The organism is Pseudomonas sp. P2S-1, assembly GCF_057197725.1.
The window spans coordinates 2,764,249-2,784,955 of the sequence record NZ_CM170068.1 but is presented as its reverse complement, the minus strand read 5'-3'; the positions used below and the strand labels follow the sequence as shown (position 1 = coordinate 2,784,955).

The window sequence follows — 20,707 nt, the reverse complement described above, 5'->3', positions numbered from 1 at the left end:
ACCCGACCTCTTTTTTGCCAAGCCCGAATTCAAGCAGGAACTCTCCATGGACGCGTTCGAACTCCCCGTCACCCTGGCCCAGTCCCTTCAACGTCGCGCCGCGCAGACGCCAGACCAGTTGGCCCTGCGTTTTCTGTCCGACGAACAGGACCAAGGCACGGTGCTGACCTACCGTGACCTCGACCAGCGCGCCCGCAGCATTGCCGCCGCCCTGCAAGGCCAGGCGCAACTGGGCGACCGCGCCATCCTGCTGTTCCCCAGCGGCCCGGACTATGTCGCCGCGTTCTACGGTTGCCTCTATGCCGGCATCATCGCCGTGCCGGCCTATCCGCCGGAGTCCAATCGTCGCCACCACCAGGAGCGCCTGCTGTCGATCATTGCCGACGCCGAGCCGGCCCTGGTCCTGACCGCTGCCGCACTGCGCGACAGCCTGCTGGAGGTCGAGGAACTGGCGGCCGAAGGCGCCCCGGCGCTGCTGTGCGTCGACACCCTGGAGCACGTCGATACCTGGGTCGCCCCGGAACTGACCGGCGACCATATCGCCTTCCTGCAGTACACCTCCGGCTCCACCGCGCTGCCGAAAGGGGTGCAGGTCAGCCATGGCAACCTGGTCGCCAACGAAAAACTCATCCGCCACGGCTTCGGCATCGATATCAACCCGGATGACGTAATCGTCAGCTGGCTGCCGCTGTACCACGACATGGGCCTGATCGGCGGCCTGCTGCAGCCGATCTTCAGCGGCGTGCCCTGCGTGCTGATGTCCCCGGCCTACTTCCTGACCCGCCCGCTGCGCTGGCTGGAAGCGATCAGCGAGTACAAGGGCACCATCAGCGGCGGCCCGGACTTCGCCTACCAGCTGTGCGCCGCCCGGGTCAGCGAGGCGGCCCTGGCGCGTCTCGACCTCAGCGGCTGGCGCGTGGCCTATTCCGGCTCCGAGCCGATCCGCCTCGACAGCCTCGACGCCTTCGCCGGGAAATTCGCCGGCTGTGGCTTCGACGCCAGCAGCTTCTTCGCCTCCTATGGCCTGGCCGAAGCGACCCTGTTCGTCGCCGGCGGCAAGCGCGGCCAGGGCATCCCGCACCTGCGCCTCGACGAGCAGGAGCTGTCGCGCAATATCGCCACGCCTGGGCAGGGCAGCCCGGTGATGAGCTGCGGCACCAGCCAGCCGGAACACGCCGTGCTGATCGCCGACCCGCAAAGCCTGGACGTGCTCGGCGAGAACCAGGTCGGTGAAGTCTGGGCCAGCGGCCCGAGCATCGCCCACGGCTACTGGCGCAACCCGGAAGCCACGGCGAAAACCTTCGTCGAGCACGACGGCCAGACCTGGTTGCGTACTGGCGACCTCGGTTTCATGCGCGACGGCGAGCTGTACATCACCGGTCGCCTCAAGGACATGTTGATCGTCCGCGGCCAGAATATTTATCCACAGGACATCGAGCAGACCGTCGAGCGTGAAGTCGATGTGGTGCGCAAAGGTCGCGTTGCTGCCTTCGCAGTCACCCAGGACGGTATCGAAGGCATCGGCATCGCCGCCGAGATCGGCCGCAGCGTGCAGAAGAACGTGCCTGCCGACGAACTGATCCGCACCCTGCGCGAAACCGTTGCCGATGCTTATCAACAGGCCCCGGCTGTCGTCGTGCTGCTCAACCCCGGCGCACTGCCGAAGACTTCCAGCGGCAAGCTGCAACGCTCGGCCTGCCGCACCCGCCTGGCCGACGGCAGCCTCGACAGCTATGCGGTATTCCCGCACACCGGTGCCAAGGCCAGCGATGCCGCCCTGGCCCAGTCCAACCTCGGTGAGCTGGTCGCCCGTACCTGGCGCGAGCACCTGCAAGTGGACGATATCGCCGCCGACGATCATTTCTTCCTCCTCGGCGGCAACTCGATCCTCGCCACCCAGGTGGTCGCCAGCCTGCGTGACGCCCTGAAGATCGAACTGAACCTGCGCCTGCTGTTCGAAGCGCCGACCCTGCAAGGCTTCGTCGCCGCCATCGAAGGCGCGCAGTCGGGCGCCGTAGAGCAGGACGGCATCGTCCGTCTGGCCGGTGACGAAGGCCTGCCGCAATCCCTGGCGCAGAACCGCCTGTGGTTCACCTGGCAGCTCGATCCGCAAAGCAGCGCCTACAACATTCCCGCCGGCCTCAACCTGCGCGGCGAGCTGGACGAAACCGCTCTACGCAGCGCCTTCCAGCGCCTTGTCGAGCGCCATGAATCCCTGCGCACGCGCTTCTACGAAGCGGATGGTGTGGCCCTGCAACGCATCGACGCTGCCGGCCCGTTCGATATCCAGCGCATCGACCTCAGCGACCTCGATGAGGACGAGCGCCGCAGCCGCGCCCAGGCCCTGCGCGAAGAACAGGCACGCCTGCCGTTCGACCTGGAAAACGGCCCGCTGCTGCGCGTGCAACTGGTCTGCCTGGATGAACAGGAACACCAGTTGCTGGTGACCCTGCACCACATCATCGCCGACGGCTGGTCGCTGAACGTGCTGATCGACGAGTTCTCGCGCCTCTATGCCGCCGCCGTGCAGGACCAACTGCTGACCCTCGAACCCCTCCCGGTGCGCTACGCCGACTACGGCCAGTGGCAGCGCGAATGGCTGGCCCGTGGCGAAGCCGAGCGCCAACTGACCTACTGGAAAAACCAGCTGGGCGACGAACACCCGAGCCTCAGCCTGGCCACCGATCACCCACGCTCCACCCGCCAGCAGCACAGCGCCTCGCGCTACAGCCTGCGCCTGAGTGCGGAGCAGAGCAAAGCCCTGAAAGCCGCAGCCCAGGGCAGCCAGGCCACGCCGTTCATGCTGTTGCTGGCCGGCTTCCAGACCCTGTTGCACCGCTACAGCGGCCAGTCCGATATCCGTATCGGCGTGCCCGGCGCCAACCGTCCGCGCCAGGAAACCCAGGGCCTGATCGGCTTCTTCATCAACACCCTGGTGCTGCGCGCCGAACTGGATGCGCGCCTGCCTTTTGCCGAGCTGCTCAACCGTACCCGTCAGGCTGCGCTGGACGCCCAGGCCAACCAGGACCTGCCGTTCGACCAGTTGGTCGAAGCCTTCCCGCAGGCCCGTGAGCAGGGCCTGTTCCAGGTCATGTTCAACCACCAGCAACGCGACCTCGGCGCGCTGCGTCGCCTGCCGGGCCTGCTCGCCGACGAGCTGCCGTGGCACAGCCGCGAGGCCAAGTTCGACCTGCAACTGCACAGCGAGGAAGACCGCAGCGGGCGCATCAACCTGTCCTTCGACTATGCCGACGAGCTGTTCGAGCGCGCGACCATTCAGCGTCTGGCCGGGCACTACGTGCGGCTGCTGAGCCAGGTCTGCGCGAGCACCGATATCGCCCTCGGCGACCTGCACCTGCTCGACGAGGCCGAACAGGCCCGTCAGGCCACCTGGAGCGTCGCCCCGTGCACACCCGCCAGCCGCTGGCTGCCGGAGCTGCTGAATGAACAGGCCCAGCGCAGTCCCGAGCGCACCGCGCTGGTCTGGGAGGGCGGCAGCCTCGATTTCGCCGGCCTGCATGCCCAGGCCAACCGCCTGGCCAACTACCTGCGTGACAAGGGCGTCGGCCCGGACGTGAAAGTCGCGATCGCCGTCGAGCGCTCGCCGCAACTGCTGATCGGCCTGCTCGCCATCATCAAGGCCGGCGGCGCCTATGTACCGCTGGACCCGGACTACCCGAGCGAGCGCCTGGCCTACATGCTGAGCGACAGCGGCGTGTCGCTGCTGCTGACCCAAAGCCATCTGCTGGGTGATATGCCGAGTGCCGAAGGCGTCAGCGCCATCGCCCTCGACACCCTCAAGCTGGACAACTGGCCGAGCCACGCGCCGGGCCTGCACCTGCACGGCGACAACCTCGCCTATGTGATCTACACCTCCGGCTCCACCGGCCTGCCGAAAGGCGTCGGCAACACCCACGCGGCCCTGGCCGAGCGCTTGCAATGGATGCAGGCCACCTACCAGCTAGACGATAGCGACGTGCTGATGCAGAAAGCGCCGATCAGCTTCGACGTGTCGGTGTGGGAATGCTTCTGGCCGCTGATCACCGGTTGCCGGCTGGTGATTGCCGCACCGGGCGAGCACCGCGATCCGCATCGCATCGCCCAGCTGGTCCAGCAGCATGGTGTAACCGCGCTGCACTTCGTTCCGCCGCTGCTCCAACTGTTCATCGACGAGCCGCTGACGGCCAACTGCACCAGCCTGCGCCGGGTGTTCTCCGGTGGCGAGGCGTTGCCTGCCGAATTGCGCAACCGCGTATTGGCGCAACTGCCCAACGCGCAACTGCACAACCGCTACGGCCCGACCGAAACCGCGATCAACGTCACTCACTGGCATTGCCAGGTCAGCGATGGTGCCCGTTCGCCGATTGGCCGGCCGCTGGGTAACGTGATCTGCCGGGTCCTCGACAGCGAACTGAATGCCCAGCCGGATGGCGTGGCCGGTGAGCTGTGCATCGGTGGCCTGGGCCTGGCCCGCGGTTACCTGGGCCGCGCTGCGCTGACGGCTGAACGCTTCGTGCCGGATGCCGGCGGCGAGCCGGGCTCGCGTCTGTACCGTACCGGCGACCGCGTGCGCTGGGCCGCCGATGGTGCGCTGGAGTACTTCGGCCGTCTCGATCACCAGGTCAAGCTGCGCGGCTTCCGCGTCGAGCCGCAGGAAATCGAAGCCCGTCTGCTGGCGCTGGATGGCGTTGGCCAGGCTGCCGTGGTGGTGCGCCAGACCGTCTCCGGGCCGCAACTGGTCGGCTATTTCACCGCCGAGAAAACGGAGGAGGGCGAGGCCGCACAGATCGCCCGCCTGAAAGCCGAACTGGCCCTGGAACTGCCGGAATACATGGTCCCGGCGCAACTGGTATGCATGGACGTGATGCCCCTCGGCCCGAGCGGCAAGCTGGACCGTCGCGCGCTGCCCGAGCCGCAATGGCAGTCCCGCGAGCATATCGAACCGCAGACCGAGCTGGAGCACAGCATCGCCGCTATCTGGCGCGAAGTGCTGGGCGTGCCGCAGGTCGGCCTGGCCGATGACTTCTTCGAACTGGGCGGGCACTCGCTGCTGGCGACCCAGATCATTTCCCGCGTGCGCAAGGCCTGCGACGTCGAACTGCCGCTGCGGGTGCTGTTCGACCACCGCGAACTGGGCGCCTTCGCCACGCAGATCGCCACGCTGCAAGCCGCTGGCGCACGCAATAGCCAGCAGGCCATCGACAAGGTCGACCGCAGCCAGCCGGTGGCGCTGTCGTACTCGCAGCAGCGCATGTGGTTCCTCTGGCAGATGGAGCCGGACAGCCCCGCCTACAACGTCGGCGGCATGGCCCGGCTCAGTGGCGCCTTCGATATCGGCTGCTTCGAAGCGGCCCTGCAGGCGCTGATCCTGCGTCATGAAACCCTGCGCACCACCTTCCCGAGCGTCAACGGCGTGGCCTGTCAGAAGGTCTCGGAAGAGACCGGCGTGGCCATGCAGTGGCTGGATATCTCCGCGCTGCCGGCTGGCGAGCGCCAGGTCCGCCTGCAAGCCTTCGCCGACAGCGAAGCGCACAAGCCCTTCGACCTGGAAACCGGCCCGCTGCTGCGCGCCTGCCTGGTCAAGGCCGGGGAGCAGGAGCACTACTTCGTCCTGACCCTGCACCATATCGTCACCGAAGGCTGGGCGATGGACATCTTCGCCCGCGAACTGGGCCTGCTCTACGAGGCCTTCCTCGACGGCAAGCCATCGCCGCTGGAACCCCTGGCGGTGCAGTACCTCGACTACAGCGTGTGGCAGCGCCAGTGGCTGGAGTCCGGCGAGCGCCAGCGCCAGCTGGACTACTGGACCGCACAACTGGGCAAGGAACACCCGCTGCTGGAACTGCCCGGCGACCGTCCGCGTCCGGCCGTGCAAAGCCACCAGGGCGAGCTGTTCCGCTTCGACCTCAGCGATGACCTGGCTGGCCGCGTGCGCGCCTTCAACGCGAAGAACGGCCTGACCCTGTTCATGACCATGACCGCCACCCTGGCGGTGCTGCTCTACCGCTACAGCGGCCAGACCGACCTGCGCATCGGCGCCCCGGTGGCCAACCGCATCCGTCCGGAAAGCGAAGGGCTGATCGGCGCCTTCCTCAACACCCAGGTGCTGCGTGTGCAGCTCGACGGGCAGATGAGCGTCGGCGACCTGATCGAGCAGGTGCGCCAGACCGTGATCGATGGCCAGTCCCACCAGGACCTGCCCTTCGACCACTTGGTGGAAGCCCTGCAACCGCCACGCAGCGCCGCCTACAACCCGCTGTTCCAGGTGATGTGCAACGTGCAGCGCTGGGAGTTCCAGCAAAGCCGCGAGCTGGCCGGGATGACCGTGGAGTACCTGGTCAACGATGCCCGCGCCACCAAGTTCGACCTCAACCTCGAAGTCACCGAGCTGGATCACCGCCTGGGCTGCTGCCTGACCTACAGCACCGACCTGTTCGACGAGCCGCGTATCGCGCGCATGGCCGCGCACTGGCGCAACCTGCTGGAGGCGCTGCTGGTCGATCCGCAACAGCGTCTCGCCGAACTGCCGCTGCTGGCCGCCGACGAGCGCCAGCAACTGCTCGACAGCCTCGGCGCGGAAGCCGGCGAGCAACGTCTCGACCAGTGCATTCACAGCCTGTTCAGCGAGCGGGTCAAGGCCGCGCCGCACGCCGGTGCGCTGACCTTCCGTGGTGAAACCCTCAGCTACGCCGAGCTGGATGCCCGGGCCAACCGCCTGGCCTGGGGGCTGCGCGAGCTTGACGTCGGCCCGCAGGTGCGGGTCGGCCTGGCCCTGGAGCGTTCGCTGGAAATGGTCATCGGCCTGCTGGCGATCCTCAAGGCCGGCGGCGCCTATGTGCCGCTGGACCCGGAATACCCGCTGGAACGCCTGCAATACATGATCCGCGACAGCGGCGTGCGTCTGCTGCTCAGCGATGCCAAGCTGCTCGAAGCCCTTGGCGAACTGCCGGACGGCGTGGCGCGCTGGAGCCTGGAAGAGGACTTGCCGAAACTGGCCGGCTATCCGGACAGCGAACCGCCTTTCATCAGCCTGCCGCAGCACCAGGCCTACCTGATCTACACCTCCGGCTCCGCCGGCCTGCCGAAAGGCGTGGTGGTCAGCCATGGTGAAATCGCCATGCACTGCCAGGCGGTGATCAAGCGCTTCGACATGCGCCCGAGCGACTGCGAGCTGCACTTCTATTCGATCAACTTCGACGCCGCCACCGAGCGTCTGCTGGTGCCGCTGCTGACCGGCGCACGCCTGGTGATCCGTGCCCAGGGCCAGTGGGATGCCCAGGAGATCTGCACGCTGATCCGCGAGCAGGGCGTCAATATCCTCGGCTTCACCCCGAGCTACGGCAGCCAGCTGGCGCAGTGGCTGGCGACCCAGCAACAGCGCCTGCCGGTGCGCATGTGCATCACCGGCGGCGAGGCCCTCACCGGCGAACACCTGCAACGCATCCGCGCGGCCTTCGCGCCGGAGCTGTTCTTCAACGCCTATGGCCCGACCGAAACCGTGGTCATGCCCCTGGCTTGCCTGTCGCCGGCCGAGCTGGAGGAAGGCCAGGCCAGCGTGCCGATCGGCAGTGTGGTGGGGGCGCGGGTCGCCTATATCCTCGATACCGACCTGGCCCTGGTGCCGCAGGGCGCCACGGGTGAACTGTATGTCGGCGGGGCAGGGCTGGCGGTGGGTTACCACGAACGTGCCGGCCTGACCGCCGAGCGCTTCGTCGCCGACCCGTTCGCCAGCGACGGCGGCCGCCTGTACCGCACCGGCGACCTGGTGCGCCAGCGCGCCGACGGGCTGGTGGAGTACATCGGCCGGGTCGACCATCAGGTGAAGATCCGTGGCTTCCGTATCGAACTGGGCGAGATCGAGACCCGCCTGCTCGACCATGCCGCCATCCGCGAAGCGGTGGTGCTGGCGCTGGACACCCCGGCAGGCAAGCAACTGGCCGGCTACCTGGTCAGCGATGTGGCGTCGCAGGATGAAGCGCAACTGCGTGACGAACTGAAGGCCGCGCTCAAGGCGCAACTGCCGGACTACATGGTCCCGACCCACCTGATCCTGCTCGATGCCATGCCGCTGACCGCCAACGGCAAGCTCGACCGCCGCGCCCTGCCGGCGCCGGATCCGGAGCTGAACCGCCAGCAGTACGTGGCGCCGACCAGCGAGCTGGAACAGAGCCTGGCGCGGATCTGGGGCGAGGTGCTGAACGTTGCCCAGGTCGGCCTCAACGACAACTTCTTCGAGCTGGGTGGCGACTCCATCCTGTCGATCCAGGTGGTCAGCCGTGGCCGTGCCGCGGGTATCCATTTCACCCCGCGCGACCTGTTCCAGCACCAGACCGTGCAGACCCTGGCCGCCGTCGCCACCACCCGCGAAGTGGTCAGCGCCGAGCAGGGGCAACTGACTGGCATGTCGGCGCTGACGCCGATCCAGCACTGGTTCTTCGAAACCCCGATCGCCAACCGCCAGCACTGGAACCAGGCCGTTCTGCTGGAGCCGACCCAGGTGCTCGATGCCGCACAACTGGAGCAGGCGCTGAAGGCCCTGCAACAGCAGCATGACGCCCTGCGCCTCGGTTTCCGCGAGCAGGATGGCGTGTGGCAGGCGGCGTTCCGCGAAGGCGACGACAGCCTGCTGCGGGTCGCCCAGGTCAGCGACATGGCCCAGTGCACGGCGCTCTACGACGAAGCCCAGCGCAGCCTCGACCTGCAACAGGGCCCGCTGCTGCGTGCCTTGCTGGTCAATGGTCCGCAGGGCAAACAGCGCCTGCTGCTGGCGATCCATCACCTGGTGGTGGATGGCGTGTCCTGGCGCGTGCTGCTGGAAGACCTGCAGAACGCCTACCGCCAACAGCCGCTGCCGGCCAAGACCAGCGCCCTGCGCGACTGGGCCGAGCGCCTGAGCGCCCATGCCGCCAGCGATTCGCTGCGCGCGGAGCGCGACTGGTGGCAAGCCCACCTGGGCACCGACGCCATGTCGCTGCCGGGCACCGATAATGCCGGCGGCCAGGAAAACCGCCATGCCGCCAGCATCAGCGTGCGCCTGGATGCCCAGCGCACCCGCCAGTTGCTGCAACAGGCGCCAAGCGCCTACCGCACCCAGGTCAACGACCTGCTGCTGACCGCCCTGGCCCGTGTGCTTTGCCAGTGGACCGAGCAGCCCTCGGCGCTGGTCCAACTGGAAGGCCATGGCCGTGAAAGCCTGTTCGACGAGATCGACCTGACCCGCAGTGTCGGCTGGTTCACCAGTGCCTATCCGCTGCGCCTGACCCCGGCGGCCGACCTGTCCGGCTCGATCAAGGCGATCAAGGAACAGCTTCGTGCAGTCCCGGAAAAGGGCCTCGGCTACGGCGTGCTGCGCTACCTCGGCGACGCTGCCAGCCGCAGCGCGATGCAGGCATTGCCGGTGGCGCCGGTCACCTTCAACTACCTCGGCCAGTTCGACCAGAGTTTCGCCAGCGATGCGCTGTTCCGCCCGCTGGAAGAGTCCGCCGGCACCGCCCATGACCCGCAGGCGCCGCTGCCCAACGAGCTGAGCATCGATGCCCAGGTCTATGGCGGCGAGTTGGTCCTGCGCTGGACCTTCAGCGCCGAGCGTCACCAGCCGGCGACCATCGAAGCCATTGCCAGCGCCTACCTGCTGCAGTTGCAGGCGGTGGTCGAGCACTGCCTGGAAGAGGGCAGCGGCGGCCTGACTCCGTCCGACTTCCCCCTGGCCAGCCTGACTCAGGCCGAGCTGGACGCGCTGCCGGTGCCGGCGGCACGCATCGAGGATGTCTACCCGCTGACCCCGATGCAGGAAGGCATGCTCCTGCACACCCTGCTGGAACCGGGCACCGGCCTGTACTACATGCAGGACCGCTACCGCATCAACAGCGCTCTCGACCCCGAGCGCTTCACCCGCGCCTGGCAGGCCGTGGTTGCCCGCCATGAAGCCCTGCGCGCCTCCTTCTGCTGGGATATCGGCGAAGGCATGCTCCAGGTTATCCACAAGCCGGGCGATACCCCGGTGGACTACCTCGACTGGCGCGGCGTGCCTGCCGAGCAGCAGGAAGAAAACCTCCAGGCCCTGCACAAGCGCGAGCGCGAGGCCGGTTTCGATCTGCTGCACCAGGCGCCGTTCCACCTGCGCCTGATCCGCGTCGGCGAGGCCAGCTACTGGTTCATGATGAGCAACCACCACATCCTCATCGATGCCTGGTGCCGTTCGCTGCTGATGAACGACTTCTTCGACCTGTACATGGCCCTCGGCGAAGGCCGCGATGCGCAATTGGCCCCGGCCCCGCGCTACCGCGACTACATCGGCTGGCTGCAACAGCGCGGCCTGGAACAGGCCCGTGACTGGTGGCGCGCCAACCTGAGCGGCTTCGAGCGGCCGACGCCGATCCCGAGCGACCGCCCGTACCTGCGCGAGCATGCCGGCGAAAGCGGCGGCATGCTGGTGGGCGATGTCTACACCCGCCTCGACGAAGCCGATGGCGCCCGCCTGCGCGAACTGGCGCAGCGGCACCAGCTGACCGTCAACACCTTCGCCCAGGCGGCCTGGGCCCTGACTCTGCGTCGCCTCAGCGGCGAGCGCGACGTGCTGTTCGGCGTCACCGTGGCCGGGCGTCCGGTGGACATGCCGCAGATGCAGCGCACCGTCGGCCTGTTCATCAACACCATCGCCCTGCGTGTCGGCCTGCCCCGTGATGGCGAGCGGCAGAGCGTGCGCCAGTGGCTGAACGGCCTGCTCGACAGCAACATGCAATTGCGCGAGTACGAATACCTGCCGCTGGTCAATATCCAGGACCTCAGCGAACTGCCCAAGGGCCTGCCGCTGTTCGACAGCCTGTTCGTGTTCGAGAACGCCCCGGTGGAAGTCTCGGTGCTGGACCGTGCGCAAAGCCTGAATGCCACCTCGGATTCCGGCCGCACCCACACCAACTACCCGCTGACCGCCGTGTGCTACCCGGGCGATGACCTCGGCCTGCACCTGTCCTATGACCAGCGCTACTTCGACCAGACCACCGTCGAAGGCATGCTGGCGGAGTTCAAGCGCCTGCTGCTGGCGCTGGTGGAAGGCTTCCATGGCGATATGGCGGCGCTGCCGCTGCTGGGTGAGGCCGAGCGGGAGTTCCTGACCCATGGCGTCAACCAGAGCGCCCGCGAGTACCCGCTGGAGCGCAGTTATGTGGCGCAGTTCGAGGAGCGGGTTGCGGCGCATCCTGAGCGGGTTGCCGTCAGTTATCTGAGTGAGCGGATCAGCTACAACGCATTGAACGAAGCCGCCAACCGCCTGGGCCATGCCCTGATCGCGGTGGGCGCCGGCTTCGACCAGCCGATCGCACTGCTGGCCGAACGCGGCCCGGACCTGCTGGGCATGATCGTCGGCAGCTTCAAGGCGGGGGCGGGTTATCTGCCGCTGGATCCGGCGCTGCCGAACCAGCGCCTGAGTGGCGTGATCGGGCAGAGCGGGGCGCCGGTGCTGGTGTGCAGCGCCGCCTGCGAAGCCCAGGCTCGCGAGCTGCTGGCCGACAATGAGTCGGTGCAACTGCTGGTCTGGGAGCAGGTTCAGCACAGCGCTGATATCACCAATCCTGGTCGCTACAGCGGCCCGGATAACCTGGCCTACGTGATCTTCACCTCGGGCTCCACCGGCCTGCCGAAGGGCGTGATGGTCGAGCAGCGCGGCATGCTCAACAACCAGCTGAGCAAGGTCCCGTACCTCGACCTGAGCGAAAAGGACGTGATCGCCCAGACCGCCTCGCAGAGCTTCGATATCTCGGTCTGGCAGTTCCTCGCCGCCCCGCTGTTCGGCGCCCGTGTGGATATCGTGCCGAACGATATCGCCCGTGATCCGCAAGCGTTGCTGGCGCATGTACAAGCTCAGGGCATCAGCGTGCTGGAAAGCGTGCCGTCGCTGATCCAGGGCCTGCTCGCCGAAGAGCGCGTGAGCCTCGACGGCCTGCGCTGGATGCTGCCGACCGGCGAAGCCATGCCACCCGAGCTGGCCCGCCAGTGGCTGCTGCGTTATCCACAGATTGGCCTGGTGAACGCCTACGGTCCGGCCGAGTGCTCGGACGACGTGGCCTTCTTCCGCGTCGATCTGGCGTCCACCGAAAGCACCTACCTGCCCATCGGTACGCCAACCGACAACAACCTGATCTACCTGCTGGACGACGCGCTTGAACTGGTCCCTATCGGAGCCGTGGGTGAGCTGTGCGTCGCCGGTACCGGCGTCGGTCGTGGTTATGTCGGCGACACCCGCCGCACCGTCCCGGTCTTCGTTCCGAATCCGTTCGGTGCCCCGGGCGAACGCCTGTACCGCACCGGCGACCTGGCCCGCCGTCGCGCCGATGGCATACTGGAATACGTCGGTCGCGCCGACCACCAGGTGAAGATCCGCGGCTACCGCATCGAACTGGGCGAGATCGAAACCCGCCTGCTGGAACACCCGGCGATCCGCGAAACCGTGGTCCTCGATATCGACGGCCCACAGGGCAAGCAACTCGCCGCCTACGTGGTCACCCGCAGCGAGCTGGATATCGATCAGCTCAAGGCCTCGCTGAAAGCCAGCCTGCCGGACTACATGGTTCCAACCCACGTCGTGCAGTTGCCGGCCATGCCGCTGACGCCGAACGGCAAGCTCGACCGCAAGGCCCTGCCGCAGCCGGATACCAGCGTCTCGCAGACCGCCTATGTGGCCCCTGAAAGCGAGCTGGAGCAGCAACTGGCAGCCATCTGGGCCGAGGTGCTGAAGATCGAGCGCGTCGGCCTCGACGACAGCTTCTTCGAGCTGGGCGGGCACTCGTTGCTGGCGACCCAGGTCATCTCCCGGGTCCGCCAGGGCCTGAAGATCGAGCTGGCGCTGCGCAGCCTGTTCGAGGCCCGCGACCTGCGTGGCTTCGCCCGTCAGGTTGCCGCTGCGGAAAGCAGCAAGCAGCAGGCGATCACCCTGGCCGACCGCAGCCAGCCGCTGGCGCTGTCCTATGCCCAGCAACGCCAGTGGTTCCTCTGGCAGCTGGAGCCGCAGAGCGCCGCCTACAACATGCCGGCCGCTCTGCGCCTGCGTGGCGCGCTGGATATCGCCGCGCTGGAACTGAGCTTCGAACGCCTGATCGCCCGCCATGAAACCCTGCGCACCACCTTCCGCCAGGACGGTGCCCGGGCCGTGCAGGTCATCCATGCGCCGGCGCCGTTCATGCTGGAGCTGGAACAACTGCCGGAGTCGGCCCTGCCACGTGACGAGCAGGTGCGCCTGTTCATCGAGGCCGAGACCCTGCGGCCGTTCGACCTGGAAAACGGTCCGCTGCTGCGCGTGCGCCTGCTGCACCTGGCGGCCGACGAACATGTGCTGGTGCTGGTCCAGCACCATATCGTCACCGATGGCTGGTCGATGCCGATCATGGTCGACGAGCTGATGCGCCTGTATGCCGGCCACAGCCAGGGCGAGGACGTGCGCCTGGCGCCGTTGCCTGTCCAGTACGCCGACTACGCTCTGTGGCAGCGTGGCTGGCTGGAAGCGGGCGAGAAAGCCCGTCAGTTGGCCTACTGGACCGCGCAACTGGGTGGCGAGCAACCGGTGCTGGAGCTGCCGACCGACCACCCGCGTCCGCCGGTGCAGAGCACCGCTGGCGCGCAACTCGGCTTCAGCCTCGACCCGCACCTGGCCGCCGACCTGAAAGCGCTGGCGCAAGGGCAGGGCGTGACCCTGTTCATGCTCTTGCTGGCCTCGTTCCAGACCCTGCTGCACCGCTACTCGGGCCACGGCGACGTGCGCGTCGGCGTGCCGATCGCCAACCGCAACCGCGCCGAGACCGAGCCGCTGATCGGCTTCTTCGTCAACACCCAGGTGCTCAAGGCCGAACTGGACTCGCAGACCCGCGTCGGCGAGTTGCTGCAACAGGTCAAGCGCCATGCCCTGGAGGCCCAGGCCCATCAGGACCTGCCGTTCGAGCAACTGGTGGAAGCCCTGCAACCGGAGCGCGACCTGAGCCGCAGCCCGCTGTTCCAGGTGATGTACAACCACCAGAGCGAAGCCGCGCAACTGGTGCCGCAACTGGCCGGCCTGCAACTGGAAGCGGTGCCGTCGGAGAAGCACACCGCGCAGTTCGACCTGATGCTGCATACCGTGGAGCACAGCGACGGCCTGAGCGCCTCGCTGACCTACGCCACCGCCTTGTTCGAAGCGGACACCATCGCGCGCATGGCCGAACACTGGCAGCAACTGCTGCGCTCGATCAGTGCCGATGTGCAGCAACGGATCGGTGACCTGGCCTTGCTCGACGCGACGGCCCAGCGCCGCATCGTCCAGCAGTGGAACGCCACCGCCGCACCGTTCCCCGGCGACACCGGCATCCACCACCTGTTCGAAGCCCAGGTGGCGAAAACCCCGGACGCGCCAGCGCTGGTCTTCGCCGGCCAGCAACTGAGCTATGCCCAGCTCAACCGCCGGGCCAACCAGCTGGCGCACAAGCTGCGCGAACTGGGGGCGCGCCCGGATGCGCTGATCGGCCTCGCGGTGGAACGCAGCCTGGAAATGGTCATCGGCCTGCTGGCGATCATGAAGTCCGGCGGCGCCTATGTGCCGCTCGACCCGGATTACCCGAGCGACCGCCTGGCCTACATGATCGAGGACAGCGGCGTCGAGCTGCTGCTGACCCAGGAAGCCCTGGTGGAGCGCCTGCCGATCCCGGGCCACGTGCAGTCCCTGAGCCTCGACCGCCTGCCGCTGGAACACTACAGCGACGCCAACCCGGTGCCGCTGAGCCTGGCCGACAACCTGGCCTACGTGATCTACACCTCGGGTTCCACCGGCAAGCCGAAAGGTGCCGGCAACAGCCATCGCGCGGTGATCAACCGCCTGCACTGGGGGCAGAAGGCCTATGGGCTGGACGCCAGCGACACTGTGCTGCAGAAGACCCCGTTCAGCTTCGACGTCTCGGGCTGGGAGTTCTACTGGCCGCTGCTTTCCGGCGCGCGCCTGGCGGTAGCCCTGCCGGGCGACCACCGCGACCCGGACCGCCTGCTGGCGACCATCCGCCAGTACGGCGTCACCACCGTGCACTTCGTGCCGTCCATGCTCCAGGCCTTCATGACCCACGAGGACGTCGAGACCTGCACCAGCGTGCGCCGCGTGATGTGCAGCGGCGAGGCCTTGCCGGTGGAGCTGGCGGCCCAGGTGCTCAAGCGCCTGCCCCATGCCGACCTGCACAACCTGTACGGGCCGACCGAGGCGGCGATCGAGGTCACCCACTGGACCTGCAGCGTCGATGACCTGAACGTGCCGATCGGTCACCCGATCGACAACATCAAGACCCATATCCTCGAGGACGGCCTGCTGCCGGCCGCGCCGGGCTGCGCCGCCGAGCTGTACCTGGGCGGCGTCGGCCTGGCCCGGGGTTACCACAACCGTCCTTCCCTGACCGCCGAGCGTTTCGTGCCGGATCCGTTCTCCAGCGACGGCGGCCGCCTGTACCGCACCGGCGACCTGGCCCGCTATCGCGGCGAGGGCATCGTCGAATACGCCGGGCGTATCGACCACCAGGTGAAGATCCGTGGCCTGCGTATCGAGCTGGGCGAGATCGATGCGCGGCTGCAGGAGCACCCGGCGGTGCGCGAGGGCAGCGTCATCGATATCGACGGCGCCAACGGCAAGCAGCTGGCGGCCTATCTGGTGGCCCGCGATCCGCAACAGGACACCGATGAACTGAAGGAAATCCTCAAGGCCCACCTCAAGGTGCACCTGCCGGAATTCATGGTGCCGAGCCACTTCATCTGGCTTGAGCGCATGCCGGTCAACGCCAACGGCAAGCTTGATCGCCGAGCGCTGCCGAAACCCGACCTGAGCCAGAACGCCTCGTCCGGCGTGGCCCCGAGCAGCCCGCTGGAAGCCGAACTGGCCGCCATCTGGCGCGATGTGCTGAAGCTGGAGCAGGTCGGCGTGACCGACAACTTCTTCGAGCTGGGCGGCGATTCGATCATCTCCATCCAGGTGGTCAGCCGCGCCCGTCAGGCCGGGATCCTGTTCAGCGCCAAGGACCTGTTCCAGCGCCAGACCATCCAGGGCATCGCCCAGGTGGCCAGCCGTGCCCCGGCGGTGCGTATCGAGCAGGGCGCCCTGAGTGGCCCGACGCCGTTGCTGCCGATCCAGCGCTGGTTCTTCGACAGCCCGATCCCCGAGCGTCATCACTGGAACCAGTCGGTGCTGTTCACCCCGACCGTGGCCCTGGATGCCGTGCGCCTGGAGGCGGCGCTGCAACGCCTGGTGGCGCACCACGATGCCCTGCGCCTGAGCTTCGTCGACGCGAACGCCAGCTTCCGCGATGCGGTCAGCGGCGAGCTGCTGTGGGTGCGTGAGCTGGAGGCCCGCGAGGGGCTGCGTGCCCTGTGCGATGAAGCGCAGCGCAGCCTGAACCTGGTCGAAGGTCCGCTGCTGCGCGGCCTGCTGGTCAAGCTGCCGGAGGGCGAACAACGCCTGCTGCTGGTGATCCATCACCTGGCAGTGGACGGCGTGTCCTGGCGCATCCTGCTGGAAGACCTGCAGGCGGCCTATAACGGCGCGGCGCTGGCGGACAAGACCCACTCCGTGAAGGTCTGGGCCGAGCAACTGCAAGCCTGGGCCGCTACGCCGCAACTGGCCGCCGAACTCGACTGGTGGCAGGCACAGTTGCAAGGCGTCAGTGACGAACTGCCGCTGGACCACGCCGAAGGCGGGCGCCAGCACCAGCACGAAGTCACCGTCAGCAGCCGCCTCGATGCCGACCTGACCCGGCAGTTGTTGCAGGAGGCTCCGGCGGCCTATCGCACGCAGATCAACGACCTGCTGCTGACTGCCCTGGCCCGTGTAATCGCTCGCTGGACCGGCCGTACCGACACCCTGGTGCGCCTGGAAGGTCACGGTCGTGAAGAGCTGTTCGATGGCATCGACACCCACGGTACCGTCGGCTGGTTCACCAGCCTGTACCCGGTCAAGCTCAGCGCTGGCGACGACCTCGCCAGCTCGCTGAAGACCATCAAGGAACAGCTGCGTGCAGTCCCGAACAAGGGCCTGGGCTACGGCGTGCTGCGCTGGCTCGGCGACGAGCAGGCACAACGCCGCCTGGCGGCACTGGCCCAGGGCCAGATCGTGTTCAACTACCTCGGCCAGCTGGATGGCAGCTTTGCCGGCGACGATGCACTGCTGGCGCCCTCCGGCGAAGGCAGCGGCCAGGGCCAGAGCGACGAAGCGCCGCTGGACAGCCTGCTGGCGATCAACGGCCAGGTCCTCGACGGCCAGCTGGAAATGCTCTGGAGCTTCAGTGGCGAGCTGTTCGATACCAGCACCGTGCAAGGGCTGGCCGATGCCTACGCCAGCGAACTGCGCCTGCTGATCGAACACTGCCTGTCTGCCGGTGCGGGCGGGGTGACGCCATCGGACTTCCCGCTGGCCGGCCTCGACCAGCGCCAGCTCGACAGCCTGCCGCTGCCGGCTGTACAGATCGCCGATATCTACCCGCTGTCGCCGATGCAGCAGGGCATGCTGTTCCACAGCCTGTACGAGCAGGACAAGGTCAGCTACGTCAACCAGATGCGCACTGCAGTGCGCGGTATCGAGGTCGAGCGCTTCGTGGCCGCCTGGCAGGCGGTGCTGGATAACCACGAGGTACTGCGCGCCAGCTTCGTCAGCAGTTTTGGCCAGCCGCTGCAGGTAATCCGCAAGCAGGTCGCGGTGCCGTTCGAACTGCAGGACTGGCGTGGGCGGGATGATGTCGACGCCGCACTGGTCGACTTTGCCGAAGCCGATCGCCAGCGTGGTTTCGATCTGGAACAGGACGCCTTGCTGCGCCTGAGCCTGCTGCACACCGGCGAGGACGTTTACCAACTGGTCTTCACCTGCCATCACATCCTGCTGGATGGCTGGAGCAGCTCGCGGATGTTCGGCGAGGTATTGCAGCGTTATCACGGCGAGGCGGTGCCGGCGGCCGGCGGTCGCTACCAAGACTACATCCACTGGCTGCAACGCCAGGACGCCGCCGTGGCCGAGCACTTCTGGAACGGCCAGTTGGCCGAGCTGGAAGCCCCGACCCGCCTGGCGCCATGCTTCCGCGCGGCGGGGCAGGGCCATGGCGAGCTGCGGCATGACTTCGCCGCGGCCGTGACCGCGCAACTGGGCGAGTTCGCCCGCGAGCAGCGGGTCACCCTCAACACCCTGTTGCAGGCGAGCTGGATGCTCTTGCTGCAACGCTATACCGGGCAGGCCACGGTCACCTTCGGCGCTACGGTTGCCGGGCGTCCGGCGGAGCTGGCGGGTGTCGAGGAACAGCTCGGCCTGTTCATCAACACCCTGCCGGTGGTCGGCAGCCCGCGTGCCGAGCAGCGCGTGCAGGACTGGGTGCAGGAAGTCCAGGCGCTCAACCTGGTGCTGCGCGAGCACGAGCACACGCCGCTGTACGACGTGCAGCGCTGGGCTGGCTGGGCCGGCGAGGCGCTGTTCGACTCGATCATGGTGTTCGAGAACTACCCGATCGCCGAGGCGCTGCAACAGGCGTCGCCGCGCTCGCCAAGCTTCGCCAACGTTGTGAACCAGGAGCAGACCCACTATCCGCTGACCCTGGCGGTGGAGGCGGGCGAGCGCCTGTCCCTGGCGGTGGGCTACGACCTGGCGCACTTCGACCAGGCCGCCATCGAACAACTGCTGCGGCACTTCGAGCACCTGCTGCTGGCCCTGGCCGCCGACGGCCAGGCCCTGCTCGGTGAACTGCCGCTGCTCGACGAAGCCGAGCGCCAGCACCTGCTGCATGACTGGAACGCCACGGCCGTGGACGTCCCCGAAGCCTGCATCCACGACCTGATCGAGCAGCAGGTCCAGGCCACGCCGGAGGCGGTGGCGCTGGTCCTCGGCGAGCTGCAATTGAGCTATGCCGAGCTGGATCGCCAGGCCAACCGCCTGGCTCACCGTCTGCGTGACCTGGGTGTCGGCCCGGATGTGTTGGTGGGGATTTCCCTGGAGCGCAGCCTGGAAATGGTCGTCGGCCTGCTGGCGATCCTCAAGGCCGGCGGTGCCTATGTGCCGCTGGACCCGGCGTACCCGCGCGAGCGCCTGGACTACATGGTCCGCGACAGCGGTATCGGCCTGCTGCTGACCCAGTCGTCGCTGCTCGCCGACCTGCCGCTGAACGACGCCGTGACCAGCCTGAGCCTCGACGAACTGATCGACTGGCAGGACCTCGCCGAGGCCACGCCGCCGCAGGTCCGGGTGAATGCCGACAACCTCGCCTACGTGATCTACACCTCCGGCTCCACCGGCCGCCCGAAAGGCGTGGAGATCCGTCATGGCGCCCTGGCCAACCATATGCTGTGGATGCAGGACGAACTGCAGTTGGCGCCGGCCGACCGCGTCTTGCAGAAGACCGCGTTCAGCTTCGACGCCTCGGTCTGGGAGTTCTGGCTGCCGCTGCTCAACGGCGCGCAACTGGTCCTCGCCAGCCCGGCGCTGAGCGACGACCTGACCCTGCTGTGGCGCGAAGTGGCGGTGCAGGACATCAGCATCCTGCAACTGGCGCCATCGGTGCTGCAGGCGCTGCTCCCGGACGTGCGCGAAGGCCAGCTGGATTCGCTGCGCACCCTGGCCTTCGGTGGCGAGGCCCTGAGTGCCGCGCTGGTGGAGCAGTTGCGCGAGCAGTGGGGCGGGCGGGTCTACAACCTGTACGGCCCGACCGAGGCGACCATCGATACCAGCAGCCTGCTGATCGACGGCCCGGTGGATACGGCGATCGCGGCGATCGGCCGGCCGATCAGCAACGTGCGCACCTATGTCCTCGACACCAACCTGCAGGTCTGCCCGGTGGGCAGTGCCGGCGAGCTGTATGTCGGCGGCGACTCGCTGGCGCGGGGTTACCACAAGCGTCCGGACCTGAGTGCCGAGCGCTTCGTGCCCGATCCGTTCACCCCGGGCGCGCGCCTGTATCGCACCGGTGACCTGGTGCGCTACCGCGCCGATGGGGTGATCGACTACCTGGGGCGGATCGACCACCAGGTGAAAATCCGCGGCCTGCGCATCGAGCTGGGCGAGATCGAAGCGCTGCTGCTGCGTCAGCCGGCGGTGCGCGAGGCGGTGGTGCTGCCGCGGGACAGCGCCAACGGCACGCAGCTGGTGGCCTGGGTGGTGGTGGGGCAGGGCGTGGTCGCGGGCGACGACCTGGTCCATGAACTCAAGGCCCAGCTCGCTCAGGACCTGCCGGGCTTCATGGTGCCGACGCAGTGGCTGTTCCTCGAGCAGTTGCCGCTGACGCCGAACGGCAAGCTGGACCGCAAGGCCCTGCCGCAGCCGGATATCGGCCATGCCCATGCGGCCTATGTGGCGCCGCAGGGTGAGCTGGAACAACAGCTGGCGGCGATCTGGGCCGAGGTGCTCAAGGTGGACAAGGTCGGCATGAGCGACGACTTCTTCGAGCTGGGCGGGCACTCGTTGCTGGCCACGCAGATCGTCAGTCGGATGCAGAAGGAACTGGGGCACCACGTGCCGCTGCGCGCCATGTTCGAGCTGAACACCTTGCAGGCGCTGGCGGCGTACATCGAGGGGCAGCAGGACAAGCGCATCGACGAAGCCAAGGTCGATCGCCTGTCGGACCTGATGGCCGAGCTGGAGGCGCTCTAACCGAGAGCACGCCACCCATCCCTGTGGGAGCTGGCTTGCCAGCGATTGCGATGGTGAATTCACTACAGTAATCGCTGCGGTTCGGCGGTCCGACAA

1 protein-coding gene and 1 pseudogene are annotated in these 20,707 nt (G+C 67.6%); both read left to right on the top strand.

The features are described from left to right. Positions 1-46: 46 nt before the first annotated feature. Positions 47-18,718 (top strand): annotated as a pseudogene (locus tag AC2CQI_RS12065) (non-ribosomal peptide synthase/polyketide synthase); the annotation flags it as partial. Between the two features lie 54 nt (positions 18,719-18,772). Beyond that, complete coding sequence (locus AC2CQI_RS12060; RefSeq protein ID WP_484580613.1) at positions 18,773-20,611, top strand: amino acid adenylation domain-containing protein; 1,839 nt, start codon at positions 18,773-18,775, stop codon at positions 20,609-20,611. The last annotated feature ends 96 nt before the right edge of the window (positions 20,612-20,707 follow it).